Source organism: Kitasatospora sp. NPDC057904, assembly GCF_042887925.1.
Classification (GTDB): Bacteria; Actinomycetota; Actinomycetes; order Streptomycetales; family Streptomycetaceae; genus Kitasatospora.
On record NZ_JBHVOL010000049.1, the window covers coordinates 1 to 15,461 of the forward strand.

Below are 15,461 nucleotides of genomic sequence, written 5' to 3' on the forward strand. Positions count from 1 at the left end.
CGTACATCCCGGCTGCGATGTCCGAGCTCGGCACCCCGGCCGTGCCACCCACGGGGCGCGGGCCGGACCCCGACGCGGCGCCGGACGCAGCCACGAGGGCCAGGCGTACGGCGCGTCGGGCGGCGGGGACGGGCGGGGCCGCGGCGCGCAGCAGCGCCGCCGGACGGTCCGGGCCGGGCGCAGCCGGACGTACGCGGTGCGGCCGACCGGGCTGGAGCCTCGGCCCGAGCGCCACTCCTACCTGCGGACGCACACCCGCCGGATCCGCCGCTAGTCCGCGGCTGGAATCGGTCGCCGATCGGATCATCCGATGCTCACCCGGCCGGCGGTGCGTATTCCGTGTGTGAACGACGGCGGACTTGAGAACATGAGCAGTGAGTGACCGCTTCGTCACGCACTGGACACATCGCCGGGCCGTCCGCCCGGCCGCATCCCGATCCTGCGCCGCCCGTCCGTCCGGCGGGCGCCCGGCAGACGGTCCGTCCGACCGCGTGACCCGTCCGACCGCGACGCGTCCGACCCGGGACCCGTCCGGTCCGTGCGAAAGGGACGTCCCGTGGTGCGCAGGCTCCTGCCGACCCTCCTGCTCTCCCTCACCGCCGTGCTCGGGCTGCTGCCGGCCGCCCACGCCGCCCGGGCCGAGCCGGAGCCGTACCCCTCCGCCGAGGACGTCGACCGGGCCAGGGCCGAGGCCGACCGCACGGCCGCCTCGGCCGGAGCCATCGAGGCCGGGCTGGCCGCCGCCAGGGTCGAGCTGGACCGGGCCGGACGCGGCGCCGAGCAGGCCGTGGAGGCCTACAACGGCGCCCAGCTCGCGCTCACCCGGGCCCGCACCGAGGAGACCGCCGCCACGCAACGGGCGGCCGCCGCCGAGACGGAGCGGGTCGCCGCCGTCGAGGACGCCGCCCAGCTCGCCGCCGAAACGTACCGGCAGGGCGCCGGCGCCGAACTGGCCGCGCTCAACGCCCTGCTCGGCGCGCGAGGCCCCCGCGAGCTCGGCGACCGCGCCACCGCGATCGGCGTCGCCAGCGGGCGCACCCGGCAGATCCTCGACGCCGCCACCGCCACGGCCGCCGCCGCGGGCCGCGCCTCCGACGCGGCCCGGACCGCCACCGAGGCCGCCGGGCGCGCCGCCGCCGAGGTCGGCGCCGCGCGCGGCCGGGCGGAGGAACGGCTGGCGGCGCAGCAGGGTGAGGTCCTCGCGATCGGCCGCCGCCGCGAGCAGCTGCTCGCCGACCTCGCCGCCGCCCGGCACACCACCGTCGAACTGGAGCGGCAGCGGCACGAGGCCCTGGAGGCGATCGCCGCCCGCGAGGCCGAGGCCGCCGCCCGGGCCGCGGCCGAGAAGGCGGCGGCCGAACAGGCCGCGGCGGAGGCGGCGGCCGCTGCGGCTGCGGCCCAGGCGACCCCGGCGGCACCGCCCGCCCGGCCGTGGTCCGCCGAGGGCGCGGCGGCCGCCGTCGCCTTCGCCCGCTCCAAGATCGGCCTGCCGTACATCTGGGGCGGCGAGGGCCCGGCCGGCTACGACTGCTCGGGGCTGACGATGATGGCCTGGCGCGAGGGCGGCCGGGAGCTCAACCACTTCGCCGCCGACCAGTACGCCCAGAGCACCCCCGTCCGCTACCGCGACCTGCGACCCGGCGACCTCGTCTTCTGGACCGACACCGGCCGGGCCGCCGACATCCACCACGTCGGGCTCTACATCGGGGACGACCAGATGATCGAGGCCCCGCGCGTCGGCATGCCGGTCAAGCAGGCCAGCCTCTGGATCATGGGCACCCCCGACTTCTACGCCCGCCCGTAGGGGCTCAGGGAGCGGCAGGCCCAGGACGGAGCCGCCGCCCGGCCGGTTCCGGCGGTCTTGTCGGTGGCCGCCGCTAGCGTGGCGTTCCGATCGTCGGCGAGGAGGCGTTGGTGCGGCTGCGGGATGTCGAAGAGGGCGATGCCGGGACGTACGTGCGGATGCGGTGCGACCCCGTGATGATGGCCGAGCTGGGCGGGCCGCTGCCGGAGGAGGCGGTGGCCGAGCGCCTGCGCAAGGACGTGCGGTTGGTCGCCGAGGACCGGTCGTGGATCAAGGCGATCGTCGTGCCGGACGGCGCCGGGGAGGTCATGGCCGGCGGGATCGCGCTCTGGTCGCACGAGGAGGACGGCGCCGCCCTCTCCGAGGTCGGCTGGATGGTGCTGCCCGAGTTCCAGGGCCGCGGGCTCGCCAAGGCGGCCGTCCGGGAGCTGCTGGACGCGGCGGCGCGGGACGGCCGCTGGGGCGAGGTGCACGCGTTCCCGGCCGTGACCAACGGGCCGTCCAACGGCATCTGCCGGGCGCTCGGGTTCCGGCTGCTCGGCGAGCGCGACGTCGACTTCGCGGACCGCGTGCTGCACTGCCGGCACTGGGCGGTGCGGCCGGGGGAGCACACCCGGTGAGCACGTCGGTGAGCACGGCGGTGAGCACGGCGGGTCGTGTACGGATCGGGCACGAATAAATGAGATGCCGTCCATCCGGGCCCGGTCGTACCGTGGCCCCATGGGCAACACGACCGACGAAGGGGCCGTCGAGACGGTCAACGGGATTGAGATCCGCGCGATTTCCGAGGACGAGGTCGCCGCGTGGGACCGCGCGCTCGCCCTCGGGTTCCTGCGCTCGCACGTGGAGAGCGCCGCCGACTTCCGCCGCCTGCAGTGGCAGCCGGGGCGGGTGCTCGGCGGCTTCGACGAGGGCCGCTGCGTCGCCACCTTCCGCAGCTTCGACGTCGAGCTGACGGTCCCGGGCGGCGCGACCGTCCCGGCCGACGCCGTCACCGCCGTCACGGTCAGTGCCACCCACCGCCGGCGCGGCCTGCTCAGCGCCATGATGCGGCGGGACTTGACCGCCGCGCGCGGGCGCGGTTGCGCGGTCGCCGTGCTGATCGCCGCCGAGTACAACATCTACGGCCGCTACGGCTTCGGCCCGGCCACCCGGGGCCACGGCTGGAACGTCGACCTCAACCGCACCCGCGGCCTGCGCGAGGGCCTGCCCACCGTCCCGGGCGGGCGGATCGACTTCGCCACCATGGAGGAGATCCGCAAGACCGGGCCCGAGCTCCACGACCGCTGGCGGCTCACCCAGCCCGGCGCGCTCGCCCGCGACGAGCTGTGGTGGAAGCGCAACACCGGCGAGATCAAGGTGCCGGGCTTCGAGTTCAAGGAGCCGTTCGTCGCCGTCCACCGGGCGCCCGACGGCACCGTCACCGGTGCGGTGGCCTACCGGGTCGACGACACCTGGGACGGCAGCTACCCGAACTGCACGCTCACCGTGGTCGACTTCCTCGCCCTCGACCGGGCGACGGCGGCCGAGCTGTGGCGGTTCGTGCTCGCCGTCGACTGGGTGCGCAAGGTCGTCGTCGAGAACATCGGCCCGGACGACCCGCTGCCGCTGCTCCTCCAGGACCCGCGCGCCGCCACCCCGTACGTGGAGAACGCCGACTTCACCTGGCTGCGGGTGCTCGACGTCGAGGCGGCCTTCAACGCCCGCACGTACGGCGCACCCGGGCGCGTGGTGCTGGAGGTCGAGGACCGGCTCGGCTTCGCGGCCGGCCGCTGGGCGATCGAGGTCGCCGCCGACGGCACCGGACGCTGCACGCCGACCGACGACGCGGCCGATCTCGCCCTCGGCGCCTCCGAGTTGGGCGCGCTCTACCTGGGCGGCGAGACGCTCCCGCGGCTGGCCGCGGCCGGTCTCGTCACCGAGTTGCGCCCGGGCGCGGCCGCCGCGGCCGACCTGCTGCTGCGCACCCCGCTGCTGGCCTGGAACCCGGACAGCTTCTGAGCCCGGGCGATCCGGGGCCCGGCCCACCTGCGAGTGGGCCGGGTCCCGGCATTCCCAGGCGCCGTGTGCGGCGCCCTACTTGATGGCGGTCTTCCCGATGGTGGGCAGGATGAAGTCCTGGATGAGGCCCTTGGCATCGCGGACGATCGGCCGGAACACCCGGTAGCGCGAGAGGTTGATCACCCGGGCCGCCATGGGGGTGGAGCGGCGGACGAACTCCCGGGTCCGCTCGGTCTCCTCGGTCCGGTCGAAGACCCAGTAGAGGACCACGACCATGAGGTGCAGCCAGAGCACGTCGGGCAGCAGCTCGACCAGCTCGGCGTCCAGCTTCGGCGCCAGGTCCGAGCCCTGCAGCACGTCGCGGAACAGTGCGACGGCGGTCGCCCGCGCCGGGTGCGACTCGTTGGAGAACGGGCTCAACGAGCTGGTCGGGTCGGCGGCCGTCCGGAAGAACTGCGCGGCGAACTCGTGGTACGGCGCGGCCGTGTCGAGCCAGGAGACCAGCGCGATCTCCAGGCGCTCGGCGAAGTCGCGCGTATGGGCCATGCGGTTCCGGGCGTCGGCCGCATGGTCGTAGGTCATCCGGTCGTAGAACCCTTGAATCAGGAATTCCTTGGCCGCGAAGTAGTAATAAGCGTTTCCGACCGAGACTCCCGCCTCGGTGGCGATGGCCCGCATGGTGGTCTTCTCGTAGCCGCGCTCCTGGAAGAGGCGCATCGCGGTCTCCAGGATCAGCGCCCTGGTGGCCTCGCTCTTGTCCGTCTTCGGCTGGGCGCGGCTGCCCCGCGACTCGGCGGTTGGTGCGGCGGCCGCCGCGGGGGCCGGCGCCGTCTCCTCCGTGCCGTCGGGGACTCTTGCTCCGGTCGTCCCGTCCGGTTCGTTGCTCGCTTCCAGGTCTGCCACGCCACGAGCCTAGCCGGAGACCAGGTTCCAGCCGGTGTCGGTGCACGCGGCACCGGATGCCCCCTCCGCATCCGGTGCCGCCGCTCCGCCCCCGCTCATTTCGAACGCGTTCAAAAGCATGCTCGAACTGTAGCGGGCTGGATTGAACATGTTCAACTCTGCGGGTGTGGGAGGCTCGTCACATGATCGGTTCCGAGCAGACCACCATCCGGCGCGGTGGGGCGGACGACGCCGGCGCCGTCGCGGACCTCCACGCGCTCAGCTGGCGCACGGCGTACCGGGGGATCGTCCCCGCCGAGGCGCTCGGGGACGGGCTGGCCGCCCAGCGCCGCGAGCTGTGGGAACTGCGGCTGACCGTCGACTACGGCGGCCCGGACAACACGCCCGAGCTGCTGATCGCCGAACGGGCCGGTGAGGTCGTCGGGTTCGCCTACCTCGTGCCGCAGCCCGACGGCCGGGTGCTCCTGGACAACCTGCACGTCCGGCCCGGCAGCACCGGCGGCGGCATCGGCCGCGCCCTGCTGGCCGAGGCACGCGCACGCGTCGCCGCACGGCACCCGGGGGCCGCGCTGTACCTGGAGGTGCTGCGGGACAACACCCGCGCGGTCGCCTTCTACGAGCGCGAGGGCGGCCGGCGGACGGCCGAGCAGGAGGGCGTGTTCCCGGGCGGCCACGTGCTGCCCGAATACGAGTACACCTGGCCGGTCGAAGCGCACCGCGTGGACGGCTCCGAGGCCGCTCAGTAGTCGTACACCGTCACCGGCACCCCCCGCTCCACGAGCCGGGCCCGCACCAGCGGCTCGACCCGCTCCCAGCGCCCGCCCGCCAGCCCGCAGCCGATCCTCGGCATGTGGACGGAGGCGCCCAGTCCGGCCGCCCGCTCGCCCAGGGCGGCCAGCGCGGTGTCGATGGCCTCGTACCGCACCGGCACCCCGGTGGAGCGCCCGGTCCGGATGCCGCGCTGGCCGACCATGTTGGCCACCCAGACGTACGGCTCGACCTGCACCAACTGGAGTGCGCCCAGCCCGAAGTCGTTCTTCGCGCGCTCCCGGTGCCAGCGCCGGAACGCGGCCTCGGGCTCCGGCCAGCGTTTGGACAGGGCGAGGACGAACCCCTTCCCCCAGCCGCCGAGGTCGTTGCAGACGTGTGCGATCACCTTGACGCCCTTGGCCTGGGGCGCCGTGGCGTCGCCGCGGACGTACGTGATGGTCGACATGTCCGAACGCTAGCCCGCCGCACTGACAGTCCGTTCGGAATTCTCCGCTGCCCCGGCCCGGCCGCCGGGCCGCGCCAGGTGGCGCCGCCCGGCGAGGGCGATCAGCAGCGCGAGCCCGGCCGCAGCGGCGGGCAGCGCGTAGCCCGTGCCGGGCGGGGCGTGCTCGGCGACCGTCCCGGCGATCGCCGCGCCCGCCGAGATCCCGATCACGATGCCGGACACCGCCACCGCCATGCCCTCGTTCAACTGCCGCTGCGGGAGCAGCTCCTGGACGAGCGTCATGCCCGTCACCATGGTCGGCGCGGTGCCGGTGCCGGCCGCGAACAGTGCGAGCCCGAGCAGGCCGAACCCGGCCCCGCCCAGCCCGGCGGCGAGCGGCAGGAGCAGCAGCGCCGCCATCGTGGCGATCCCGCGCAGGAAGCGCACGCCCGGTGCCGAGCGCGGCGCCAGCAGCCCGAAGAGCAGCCCGGCCACGCAGGATCCGGCCGCCACGAGGGCCAGCAGCCCGCCCGCGACCGGCTTGTGGCCGAGCGCGTCGGCGTACGCGACCGTGGTGATCTCCGTCGAGCCGAACACCGCGCCGGTGGCGAGGAAGGTCAGCACGAGGACGCGCAGTCCGGGCGTGCGCAGCGGGGAGCCGTGACGGGGTGCGGCCGGGCTCCCGGCCGCCAGGGGCGGCTCGGTGCGCCGCTGGGCGGCGAACAGCAGGGTGCCGGCGGTGCCGAGCGTCCCGGCGGTGAGCAGCCCCGCCTCGGGCGCGACGGTCGTGCAGAGCAGCATGCCGAGGACCGGCCCGGCCATGAAGCAGAGCTCGTCCAGCGCCTGTTCGAGGGAGTTGGCCACGTGCCGGGCGGCGGGGTCGTCGCGGTGCAGGTGCGCCCAGCGGGCGCGGGCCATGCCGCCGAGGTTGGGTGCGGCGGCGCAGGCCGCCCAGCACGCGTAGAGGGTCCAGTCGGGCGCGCCGAGGCGGACGCAGAGCACCAGGCCGAGCAGCGGCACGGCGTTGTACAGCGCCGCCGGGACGGCCACCCGCGCCTGCCCGTGGCGGTCGACCAGCCGGCCGATCAGCGGCATCCCGATCGCGCCGGTGGCGAGCCCGGCCGCCGCGACGGTGCCGGCCAGGCCGTAGGAGCCCCGCCGCTCGGCGATCAGCACCACGAGCGAGACGCCGGTCATCGAGAGCGCGAGCCGGCCGAGCAGCCCGGCCAGCGTGAACGCGGCGGCGCCGGGGGCGGCGAACAGGCGCCGGTACGAGGCGAGGAGGGACGGGCCGGGGGTGGACGCGAAAAGGGCGCGCGAGGCCATGGGGCTCCTGGGGAGTCGTGGGGGATTGCCCCCAGCCTCGCCCGGCGTCCCGTCCGCGGTCCAACACCTGTTCCGTCGCACTCACAACACGGTGTTGTTAATCTGCCGCCATGCCCGTCGATCTGCATCCCCGCCTGCTGCGAGGCTTCGTCGCGACCGCCGAGACGCTCCACTTCGGCCGGGCCGCCGGCCTGCTGCACGTGGCGCAGCAGGCGCTCAGCCGGGACGTCCGCACCCTGGAGCGGCTGCTCGGCGACGCGCTGTTCACCCGCACCACGCGCAGCGTCGAACTCACCCCGGCCGGGCGGAGGTTGCTGCCGCAGGCCCGCCAACTCCTCGCCCTGCACGACGAGATCGTCGCGGGCGCCGCCGAACGGCCGCTGCTGCTCGACCTCAACAGCGACGTCACCGGCCCCGACCTGACCGCCGGCCGGGTGCTCGCCCGGGCCCGCGCCGCCCGCCCGGAGGGCGAGCTGCTGGCCCGCTTCCACGGCGGCCTCGCGGCGGCCGCCGGCGAGCTGCTCGCCCACCGGCTGGACGTGTCCTTCGGCCGCTTCGCCGGGCTCCCCGCCGCGCTGCGCGGTCAACTCGCCCAGATCCCGGTCCGGTTGGAGCACGTCTCGGTGATGATGGCGGACACCCACCCGCTGGCCGGCCGTCCGGTGCTGCGCCCGGCCGACCTGGCCGGGCACCCCGTGGACATCTGCGCCGGCAACCCGGCCACCACCGAGTGGACCGACCTCGGCGCCCGCCTGCTGCGCGAGCACGGCCTGACGGCGGCCGCCCCGTACGTGCCACCGGTGGGCGTGGACGAGACCGCCCGCTACCTGGCGCGGCACGGCGACGCGATGCTGACCACGGTCGGCGGTCCGCGCATCCCGGGCGCGGTGAACGTGCCGCTGGTCGAGCCGGTGCCGCTCTGCCTGGTCAGCCTGGTACACCGGCCGGGCCTGCGGCACGCCGGCCTGACGGCGCTGGCCGGTGCGGCCTCCGCGCTCGGCGCGGCCGAGGGCTGGCTGCGCCGCCCGCCGGGCAGCTGGCTGCCGTCGCCGGACGCGGCGCTGCTCCCCGGCTGAGGCCTGGTGCGGTCGACCCGGCGCCCCACGGCCGTTGTGCGCGGGAACGACGCACCGCCCCTGCCGTTCGGGGGGCGGCAGGGGCGGTGCGGTTCCGGTCGCGCGGCCGTGGCCGGCGTCCTGGTCAGGCGGCCTTCACGGCGGAGATGTCGAAGCTGAGCTTGACCTTCTCGCCGATCAGCACGCCGCCGGTCTCCAGCGCCGCGTTGTAGGTCAGGCCGAACTCGGTGCGGTCGACGACGGCGGTGCCCTCGAAGCCGACCCGCTCGGCGCCGTAGGCGTCGGTGGCGCTGCCGGTGTAGTCGAGGTCGAGGACGATCGGGCGGGTGGTGCCCTTGATCGTGAGGTCGCCGGTCATCCGGTAGGAGTCGCCGCGCAGGCGCTCGGCGGAGGTGCTGCGGAAGCGGATCTCCGGGTGGGTGTCGACGGCGAAGAAGTCGCCGGTGCGCAGGTGCTCGTCGCGCTGGGCCTGGTTGGTGTCGATGCTGGCGACCTTGATCACCAGTTCGGCGCTGGAGTTGCCGGGGGTGGCGCCGTCGAGGTGCAGCTTGCCGTCGTAGTCGGTGAAGCGGCCCTTGACGTTGGTCACCATCGCGTGGCGCACCGAGAAGCCGACCTCGCTGTGCGTGGTGTCGACCGTCCAGTCGCCGGTCAGGTGGGCGAGGTCCGGCCCGGTCGGGGCCTCGGCGACGGCGGTGGCGGTCGTGGCGGCGGTCTTGGTGCGGTTGAACAGGCCCATGGCTCCTCCTCGGGTTCGAAGCCATTTGTTTAGGCTTCAACTTCTTCCTGGAACCACCATAGACCCGCCTCGTTCAAACTTCAACCACTTCGCCGTGTCGGTGGTCGCGATTACGCTTCCAGGGCGACCCCGGTCAATCCACGAGCAGCTCCGCCACCCCCGAGAGGCCCGCCCATGTTCGCCCTGCACGCGCTCTGGCGCGCGGACGGCAGGCTGGCGCTCTGGGCCGAGGACGCCCGCCGCCACCCCGCGGCCGCGGCCGTGGAGGCGCCCGCGCGGACGGCCCCGCGCGCCCACCCCTACGCCAGTCCGGCCGCCGAGGTGGCCGCCGTGCTCGGCGGGATCGGCCCGGGCCTCGGCTGGCTGGCCGGCCAGGCGTCCGAGCGCTGGGCCACCCTGCTGCTGCCGACCGCCGGCTCCCTGCCCGCGCCGTCCCCCGACCTGCCGGCCACCCCCGTGCGCGGCGCGGCGGTGCTCGCGCCGTGGCGGGTGCCCGCGCTGCTGTTCGACGCCGGGGCGGCGGCCCAGCTGCTGGGCGAGGTCTTCGACCCGCACTGGGCGGTGACCGGCACCGAACTGCCCGGCCTCGGGCGCGTCGACGTCGTCTACGGGCCGTCGCTGCGCTGGCTCACCGGCGTGCACGACCTCGCCTGGCGGACGGTCGGCGGCGGCCGGGTGCTGCCGCAGCTCCTGGCGGACGGCGTCCCGCAGGCCCGCTGGAGTCCGGACCTCACCGCCGACGGCCGCCGGGAGGCTGCCGCCCTCGCCGCCGGCTGCCCGCCGGTGGCCCTGGGGGAGTGGCCGCCCGCCGGTGTCACGGGCGAAGCGCTGGTCGACGCCGCGCTGAGCGCCCTCGTGGACGCCGAGGCGAGGTCCGCCCTCGCCGCCGCGCCCCCGCTCCTGCGCGGCGGCGACGCCCCGACCGGCGCGGCCGAGCAGTGGCTGACGGCCCTCGCCGCCCCGGACGCCTCCTTCGCCGCCGACCCGGGGGACCTGGCCGACCTGCACCGCCGGCTCTCCGCCTGGTGCGCCGCCGCCGAGCCCACCGACCCCGCCCTGCGGCTCTGCTTCCGCCTGCTGGAGCCACTCGGCCCGGACGACGGCGACCCCGAGGGCCGTCCGTCCGACGACGCCTGGCAAGTGGAGTTCCTGCTCCAGGCCGTCGACGAGCCGTCCCTGCTGGTCCGCGCCGCCGACCTGCACGAAGGCGGCGCCGCCCGCGCCGCGCTGGCCCGCAAGGCCGACGACCCGGCCGACGTCCTGGCCGCCGAACTCGCCCGCGCCGCCCACCGCTGGCCGGAGCTGGACGGGCTGCGCCACCGCTCCCGCCCGTCCGCCCTCCCGCTCGACCGCGCCGGGGCCCTGGACTTCCTGCGCACCGCGGCGCCCGCCCTCGCCGAGAGCGGGTTCGGCGTGCTGCTCCCGGCCTGGTGGCGCCGCAAGCCCCGGCTCGGCCTCGCCCTGCGCGTCACCACCCCGCCCGCGCCCGGCTCGCTTGCCGTCACGAGCCAGGTGGACCGGGACGCCGTCGTCGCGTTCCAGTGGCAGGCGGCGCTCGGCCCGGACGGCGATCCGCTCAGCGAGCGGGAGCTCGCCGAACTGGCCGCCGCCAAGCAGGGGTTGGTCCGGGTACGGGGCACCTGGCTGGAGGCCGACCCGGCGCAGATCGCCGCCGCGCTCGCCTTCCTCGACCACCGGCGGGACACCGCCATCGCCACGACGCAGGTGCTGCGGATGGCGCTCGACCCCGAGGCCACCGTCGCCGGCCTGCCGGTCACCGCCGTCCGGGCCGACGGCCCATTGGGCGACCTGCTCGCCGGGCGCACCGCCACCGCCCCGGCCCCCACGCTCCCGCCGGACTTCCGCGCGACCCTCCGCCCGTACCAGGAGCGGGGGTTGGCCTGGCTACGGGCGATGGCCGGGCTCGGCCTGGGCGCCGTCCTGGCCGACGACATGGGCCTCGGCAAGACCGTGCAGACCCTCGCCCTGCTGGCCGCCGAGCAGGCGGACGGCGCGACGGCCCCCACCCTGCTGGTCTGCCCGATGTCCCTCGTCGGGAACTGGCAGCGCGAGACCGAGCGCTTCGCCCCCGGCCTGCGCACCCACGTCCACCACGGCTCCGGCCGCCTCGGCCCGGACGAACTCGCCGCCGCCGTCGGGGAAGTGGACCTCGTCATCACCACCTACGGACTGGTTCAGCGCGACCTCGCCGCCCTGCGGAAGGTCCGCTGGCGCCGGGTCGTGGCCGACGAGGCCCAGCACGTCAAGAACGCCGGCACCGCCCAGGCCCGCGCGATCCGCGCCCTGCCGGTCGCCGTGCACCGGATCGCCCTCACCGGCACCCCGGTGGAGAACCGGCTGTCCGAGCTGCACGCCGTCCTGGACTTCGCCAACCCCGGGCTGCTCGGTCCGGCCGAGCGCTTCAAGGAGCGCTACGCGATCCCCGTCGAACTGCACCGCAGCCCCGACCGCACCGCCGAACTCCGGCGCCGCACCAGCCCGTTCGTCCTGCGCCGGCTCAAGACCGACCCGGCGGTGGCGGTCGACCTGCCCGCCAAGCAGGAGATGACCGTCTGGTGCAACCTCACCGCCGAGCAGGCCGGCCTCTACCAGGCGGTGGTGGCCGACCTGCTGCGCCGGGTCGAGGGCATCCGGGGCGTGGAGCGCCGCGGCACGGTGCTCGCCGCGATCGGCAAGCTCAAGCAGGTGTGCAACCACCCGGCCCAACTGCTGCACGACGGTTCGGCGTTGGGTGGGCGCTCGGGCAAGGTGGCCCGACTGGCCGAGCTCCTCGAAGAGGCCCTCGCCGAGGGCGACCGCACCCTGGTCTTCACCCAGTACGCCGAGTTCGGCGCGATGCTCCGCCCGTACCTGGCCCGGCGGCTCGGCGAGGAGGTGCTCTACCTGCACGGCGGACTCTCCCGGGCCCGCCGCGAGGAGCTCATCGAACGCTTCCAATCCCCGGACGGGCCGCGGGTGTTCATCCTCTCCCTGCGGGCCGGCGGCACCGGGCTCAACCTGACCGCCGCCAACCAGGTGATCCACCTCGACCGCTGGTGGAACCCGGCGGTCGAGCAGCAGGCCACCGACCGCGCGTTCCGGATCGGCCAGCGCCGGGACGTCCAGGTGCGCCGGCTGGTGTGCGTCGGCACGGTCGAGGAGCGCATCGACGAACTCCTCACCGCCAAGCGCGCGTTGGCCGACACCGTGGTCGGGGAGGGCGAGCACTGGCTCACCGACCTGCCCGCCGACGCGCTGCGCGAACTGGTCGAACTCACCCGCGGCGACGCGGTGGCCGAGGAGGAAGCATGACCGAACCCGACCCCGTCGTGAACGTCGCCGCCTACTGGCGCGGCGACTTCACCCTGAGAGCCGAGGACGACCGGGACACGGACGAACCGTCCCTCCGCCGCCTGGGCCCGTCCGGCATCACCGTGCGCGGACGCGACCTCGCCGCCGTGCTCGCCCCGGCCTACGACGCGTTCCGCGCCTGACCGGCGGCTACCCTGCGAAGGTGACCGAAACCCTCGAACACCCCGGCCTCGCCGACTTCGAAGCGCACCGGCGGATGATCTTCGGCATCGCCTACCGGATGCTCGGCAGCGTCGCCGACGCCGAGGACCTGGTCCAGGACACCTGGCTGCGCTGGAGCCAGGTCACCGGCCCGGTCGCCAACCCGGCCGGCTACCTCGCCCGGACGGTCACCAACCTCGCCCTCAACCGGCTCGACTCGGCCGCCATCCGCCGCGAGTCCTACGTCGGCCCGTGGCTGCCCGAACCCCTCGTCGGCGAGCCGGACGCGACCGAGGGCGTCGAACGCGCCGAGACCGTCTCGCTCGCCGTCATGGTGCTGCTGGAGAGCCTCTCCCCGCTGGAACGGGCCGTCTTCGTGCTCAAGGAGGTCTTCGGCTTCTCATACAAGGAGATCGGCGAGGCCCTCGACCGCGGCGAGACGGCCTGCCGCCAGGTCGGCAGCCGGGCCAGGGCCCACGTCCAGGCCGGCCGGCCCCGTTACGACGCCCCCGCGGACCTGCGCCGCCGGGCCACCGACGAGTTCCTCGCGGCCTGCGTCGGCGGCGACCTCAACCGCATGCTGGAGCTGCTCGCCCCCGACGTCACCTCGTGGACCGACGGCGGCGGTGTCGTGCGCGCCGCACTGCGCCCCGTCACCGGCGCCGACAACGTGGCCCGCTTCGTCCTCGGCGTCCTCACGCAGCTCGGCGAAGCCACCGCCCGCCCGGCCCTCGTCAACGGCCAGCCCGGCCTGCTGCTCGCGGTGGGCGACCGCGTCGACTCCGTCACGGTCTTCGAGTTCGCCGAAGGCCCCGACGGCGCACCCCTCATCGCCGCCATGCGGACCGTCCGCAACCCCCACAAGCTCACCCGGCTCAATCCTTGACCCTCCACCTGGTCGAGGAACCACAGTGACCGGCATGGAGAGCGACCTGCACAGCATCGGCGAACTGGCCCGCGCCACCGGTCTGGGCGTCGGCACCCTGCGCTACTACGACGGCGCCGACGTGCTCGCCCCCGCCCACGTCGATCCGCAGACCGGCTACCGCTGGTACGGGCCCCGGCAGCTCGCAGACGCCCGCCTGCTCGCCCGGCTGCGCCGCGTCGGCCTGCCGCTGGCCGGGATCCGCGCCGTGCTCGGCGCGGCCCCCGGCTCCGGCGCGGCCCATCGCGTCGTCGACGCGCACCTGCGCCGCCTGGAGGACGGCCTCGCCGACGCCCGCCGCGAACTCTCCCTGATCCGCACGCTGATCGACCAGAGGGAGAACCCGATGACCGCCGCCCCCGCCGAGCTCCGGCTCACCGTCCCGGCCCCCGCGCTGGCCGCCGCCCTGGACGCGGTCCGCTTCGCCGTCTGCGCCGACCCCGAACTCCCGGTCCTCGCCGGGGTGCTGTTCGAGGTGGACGGCGCCGCGCTGCGCCTGGTGGCGACCGACCGCTACCGGATGGCGCTCGCCGAGGTGCCCCTGCCGACCACGCCCGAGCCACGGGCCGGCACGATCGTCCCGACCGCCCTGGCGGACGCCCTGCGCGCCCTGCTCGCCGACGCGACGGAGGCCGAACTCACCCTCGGCGGCGGCTTCGTACGCATCGAGACCGGCGCCCACCGGATCGAGGGCGCCACCCCGGACCTCGACTACCCCGACTACCGGGTGCTCACCCGGCTCGACCCGCTCCACCGCGTCGACATCCCCGCCGCCGACCTGCGCGGAGCCGTCGAGTCCGGCGCCACCCACACCCTGCCGTCCGGCCCGGACGGCGCGGACTGCGCGGTCACCGTCCTCGCCGTCACCCCGGACGGCCGACTCGCGGTGCCCCCGGCCGACGCCGACCCCACCCCCGGCGAACTCCGGGTGGCGGTCAACCGGACCTTCCTCCTGGAGGCCCTGGACGCCGGCCGCCCCGACCAACTGGTCCTCGAACTCGGCGGCCCCATCGCCCCGCTGGCGATCCGCACCCCCGGCCGCGACGGCACCTTCTCCATGCTGATGCCGATCCGGGTGCCCGAACTCGTGCGATCCACCGAGTGATCGGACGACGCGAAGCCGCCTAGCCTCACCACCATGGGAACCCCACCGGACTTCGCCACCGCCTGGGCAGCACTCCCGCCCGCCGCCCGCCGCTGCCTCGAACTCGCCCACCGCGCCTGGCTCGACGACGGCCTGCCGGTGGGCGCGGTGCTCACCGACGAGACCGGCACGATCGTCACGGAGGGCCGCAACCGCGCGTACGACCCCCCGGGCGGCCCGGACCATCTCCAGGGCACCCCGCTGGCCCACGCCGAACTCAACGCGCTGGCCGCCGCCAGAACCACCTGGAACCTCGGCACCCACACCCTGTGGAGCAGCCACCGCCCGTGCGCGATGTGCACGGCCGCAGCGGGCTTCACCGGAGTCGGAACGGTCCGCTACCTGGCCGAGGACCCCTGGGCGGAAGCCACCGGCCACCGGCCCACCACCGGCCTCCCCCTCCTGGGCCCCACCGAGGACCACTGGGCGTCGGTGGTGGCCACGGCACTCTTCCTGGCCGACACCATCCGCAGGGCAGGCCCCACCCACCCCGTCATCCAGAAGGCCCACCCCGAGACCGCCACCCTGGCGAACACGTTCGCCCAGCTCAGGACCCCAGACCTCCGGACGCTCATCACAGAGACATGGCCCACCATCCCCAAGGCAGCAACACCCCCCTGAGCACCTCACCCCCACCCCACCTCACCCAACCCCCCCCACCCCCACCCCTCACCCCCACACCCTCCCCGCCGCACCAATGCACCCACCTCAACCCCCCCCACCTTCCCCCTCCCCCCACAGCGAGAGGGTCGGGCTGCGGGAGGGGGTGGCGGAGGGGGTGGCCGCGGAGAGGGGCGTGACGGGTGATTTTCAGACTGCCAACGGTGAGAACACC

General features: G+C 75.4%; 14 protein-coding genes and 1 pseudogene. 11 read left to right on the forward strand and 4 right to left on the reverse strand.

All coding sequences use genetic code 11. From position 1 onward, the window contains the following. The 4 genes and pseudogenes from ACFVSN_RS44540 to ACFVSN_RS44555 form a co-directional block, all read left to right on the forward strand. Positions 1–274: pseudogene (locus ACFVSN_RS44540) on the forward strand (hypothetical protein); the annotation flags it as partial. A 282-nt stretch (positions 275–556) separates the two neighbouring features. Continuing rightward, complete coding sequence (locus tag ACFVSN_RS44545) at positions 557–1,804, forward strand: C40 family peptidase (protein ID WP_387959245.1); 1,248 nt, start codon at positions 557–559, stop codon at positions 1,802–1,804. A 110-nt stretch (positions 1,805–1,914) separates the two neighbouring features. Next, positions 1,915–2,424: a GNAT family N-acetyltransferase gene (locus tag ACFVSN_RS44550; protein WP_380435746.1), complete on the forward strand. Its 510-nt coding sequence runs from the start codon at positions 1,915–1,917 to the stop codon at positions 2,422–2,424. A gap of 100 nt (positions 2,425–2,524) precedes the next feature. Next, complete coding sequence (locus ACFVSN_RS44555) at positions 2,525–3,805, forward strand: GNAT family N-acetyltransferase (protein ID WP_380496738.1); 1,281 nt, start codon at positions 2,525–2,527, stop codon at positions 3,803–3,805. A gap of 75 nt (positions 3,806–3,880) precedes the next feature. Here the strand turns inward: ACFVSN_RS44555 and ACFVSN_RS44560 are convergent, their stop codons facing one another. Then, on the reverse strand, positions 3,881–4,708 hold the full coding sequence (locus ACFVSN_RS44560) for a TetR family transcriptional regulator (RefSeq protein WP_387959247.1): 828 nt from the start codon (positions 4,706–4,708) through the stop codon (positions 3,881–3,883). A gap of 182 nt (positions 4,709–4,890) precedes the next feature. Here ACFVSN_RS44560 and ACFVSN_RS44565 point away from each other — a divergent pair, with 182 nt between their 5' ends. Continuing rightward, positions 4,891–5,454, forward strand: a complete 564-nt coding sequence (locus ACFVSN_RS44565) for a GNAT family N-acetyltransferase (RefSeq protein WP_387959249.1) — start codon at positions 4,891–4,893, stop codon at positions 5,452–5,454. Here the strand turns inward: ACFVSN_RS44565 and ACFVSN_RS44570 are convergent. Both ACFVSN_RS44570 and ACFVSN_RS44575 read right to left on the reverse strand, forming a co-directional pair. Further along, positions 5,448–5,924, reverse strand: coding sequence for a macro domain-containing protein (locus ACFVSN_RS44570; RefSeq protein WP_380496741.1), 477 nt, complete (start codon positions 5,922–5,924; stop codon positions 5,448–5,450). The genes ACFVSN_RS44565 and ACFVSN_RS44570 overlap by 7 nt on opposite strands. A 9-nt stretch (positions 5,925–5,933) precedes the next feature. Then, positions 5,934–7,229, reverse strand: coding sequence for an MFS transporter (locus ACFVSN_RS44575; RefSeq protein ID WP_387959251.1), 1,296 nt, complete (start codon positions 7,227–7,229; stop codon positions 5,934–5,936). A 110-nt stretch (positions 7,230–7,339) separates the two neighbouring features. Here ACFVSN_RS44575 and ACFVSN_RS44580 point away from each other — a divergent pair, with 110 nt between their 5' ends. After that, the gene (locus ACFVSN_RS44580; protein ID WP_387959253.1) at positions 7,340–8,305 is read left to right on the forward strand and encodes a LysR family transcriptional regulator; all 966 of its coding nucleotides are present in this window, start codon (positions 7,340–7,342) and stop codon (positions 8,303–8,305) included. A 124-nt stretch (positions 8,306–8,429) separates the two neighbouring features. Here ACFVSN_RS44580 and ACFVSN_RS44585 read toward each other — a convergent pair whose 3' ends face one another. Next, complete coding sequence (locus tag ACFVSN_RS44585; RefSeq protein WP_380448580.1) at positions 8,430–9,044, reverse strand: YceI family protein; 615 nt, start codon at positions 9,042–9,044, stop codon at positions 8,430–8,432. 174 nt (positions 9,045–9,218) lie between these two features. Between ACFVSN_RS44585 and ACFVSN_RS44590 the strand changes: the two genes are divergently transcribed. The 5 genes from ACFVSN_RS44590 to ACFVSN_RS44610 are packed head-to-tail and all read left to right on the forward strand — an operon-like array spanning position 9,219 to position 15,247. Next, positions 9,219–12,356 carry an SNF2-related protein gene (locus tag ACFVSN_RS44590; RefSeq protein ID WP_387959254.1) on the forward strand — a complete coding sequence of 1,046 codons (3,138 nt, stop codon included), beginning with the start codon at positions 9,219–9,221 and terminating at the stop codon, positions 12,354–12,356. Further along, entirely contained in the window at positions 12,353–12,538 is a 186-nt protein-coding gene (locus ACFVSN_RS44595) for a hypothetical protein (protein ID WP_380448577.1), read from the forward strand. The genes ACFVSN_RS44590 and ACFVSN_RS44595 overlap by 4 nt, the downstream gene beginning before the upstream one ends. Before the next feature lie 20 nt (positions 12,539–12,558). Then, complete coding sequence (locus tag ACFVSN_RS44600; protein ID WP_387959256.1) at positions 12,559–13,443, forward strand: RNA polymerase sigma-70 factor; 885 nt, start codon at positions 12,559–12,561, stop codon at positions 13,441–13,443. Positions 13,444–13,477: 34 nt separating this feature from the next. Continuing rightward, positions 13,478–14,587 carry a MerR family transcriptional regulator gene (locus ACFVSN_RS44605; RefSeq protein WP_387959258.1) on the forward strand — a complete coding sequence of 370 codons (1,110 nt, stop codon included), beginning with the start codon at positions 13,478–13,480 and terminating at the stop codon, positions 14,585–14,587. A 33-nt stretch (positions 14,588–14,620) separates the two neighbouring features. After that, positions 14,621–15,247: a nucleoside deaminase gene (locus ACFVSN_RS44610; protein WP_380448571.1), complete on the forward strand. Its 627-nt coding sequence runs from the start codon at positions 14,621–14,623 to the stop codon at positions 15,245–15,247. Positions 15,248–15,461 lie beyond the last annotated feature (214 nt).

What these genes read in the sequence shown, in the direction of transcription:
- ACFVSN_RS44555 (WP_380496738.1), top strand. Translation starts at nt 2,525, where the DNA reads ATGGGCAACACGACCGACGAAGGGGCCGTCGAGACGGTCAACGGGATT.
- ACFVSN_RS44565 (WP_387959249.1), top strand. Translation starts at nt 4,891, where the DNA reads ATGATCGGTTCCGAGCAGACCACCATCCGGCGCGGTGGGGCGGACGAC.
- ACFVSN_RS44570 (WP_380496741.1), bottom strand. Translation starts at nt 5,924, where the DNA reads ATGTCGACCATCACGTACGTCCGCGGCGACGCCACGGCGCCCCAGGCC.
- ACFVSN_RS44575 (WP_387959251.1), bottom strand. Translation starts at nt 7,229, where the DNA reads ATGGCCTCGCGCGCCCTTTTCGCGTCCACCCCCGGCCCGTCCCTCCTC.
- ACFVSN_RS44580 (WP_387959253.1), top strand. Translation starts at nt 7,340, where the DNA reads ATGCCCGTCGATCTGCATCCCCGCCTGCTGCGAGGCTTCGTCGCGACC.
- ACFVSN_RS44585 (WP_380448580.1), bottom strand. Translation starts at nt 9,044, where the DNA reads ATGGGCCTGTTCAACCGCACCAAGACCGCCGCCACGACCGCCACCGCC.
- ACFVSN_RS44590 (WP_387959254.1), top strand. Translation starts at nt 9,219, where the DNA reads ATGTTCGCCCTGCACGCGCTCTGGCGCGCGGACGGCAGGCTGGCGCTC.
- ACFVSN_RS44595 (WP_380448577.1), top strand. Translation starts at nt 12,353, where the DNA reads ATGACCGAACCCGACCCCGTCGTGAACGTCGCCGCCTACTGGCGCGGC.
- ACFVSN_RS44605 (WP_387959258.1), top strand. Translation starts at nt 13,478, where the DNA reads ATGGAGAGCGACCTGCACAGCATCGGCGAACTGGCCCGCGCCACCGGT.
- ACFVSN_RS44610 (WP_380448571.1), top strand. Translation starts at nt 14,621, where the DNA reads ATGGGAACCCCACCGGACTTCGCCACCGCCTGGGCAGCACTCCCGCCC.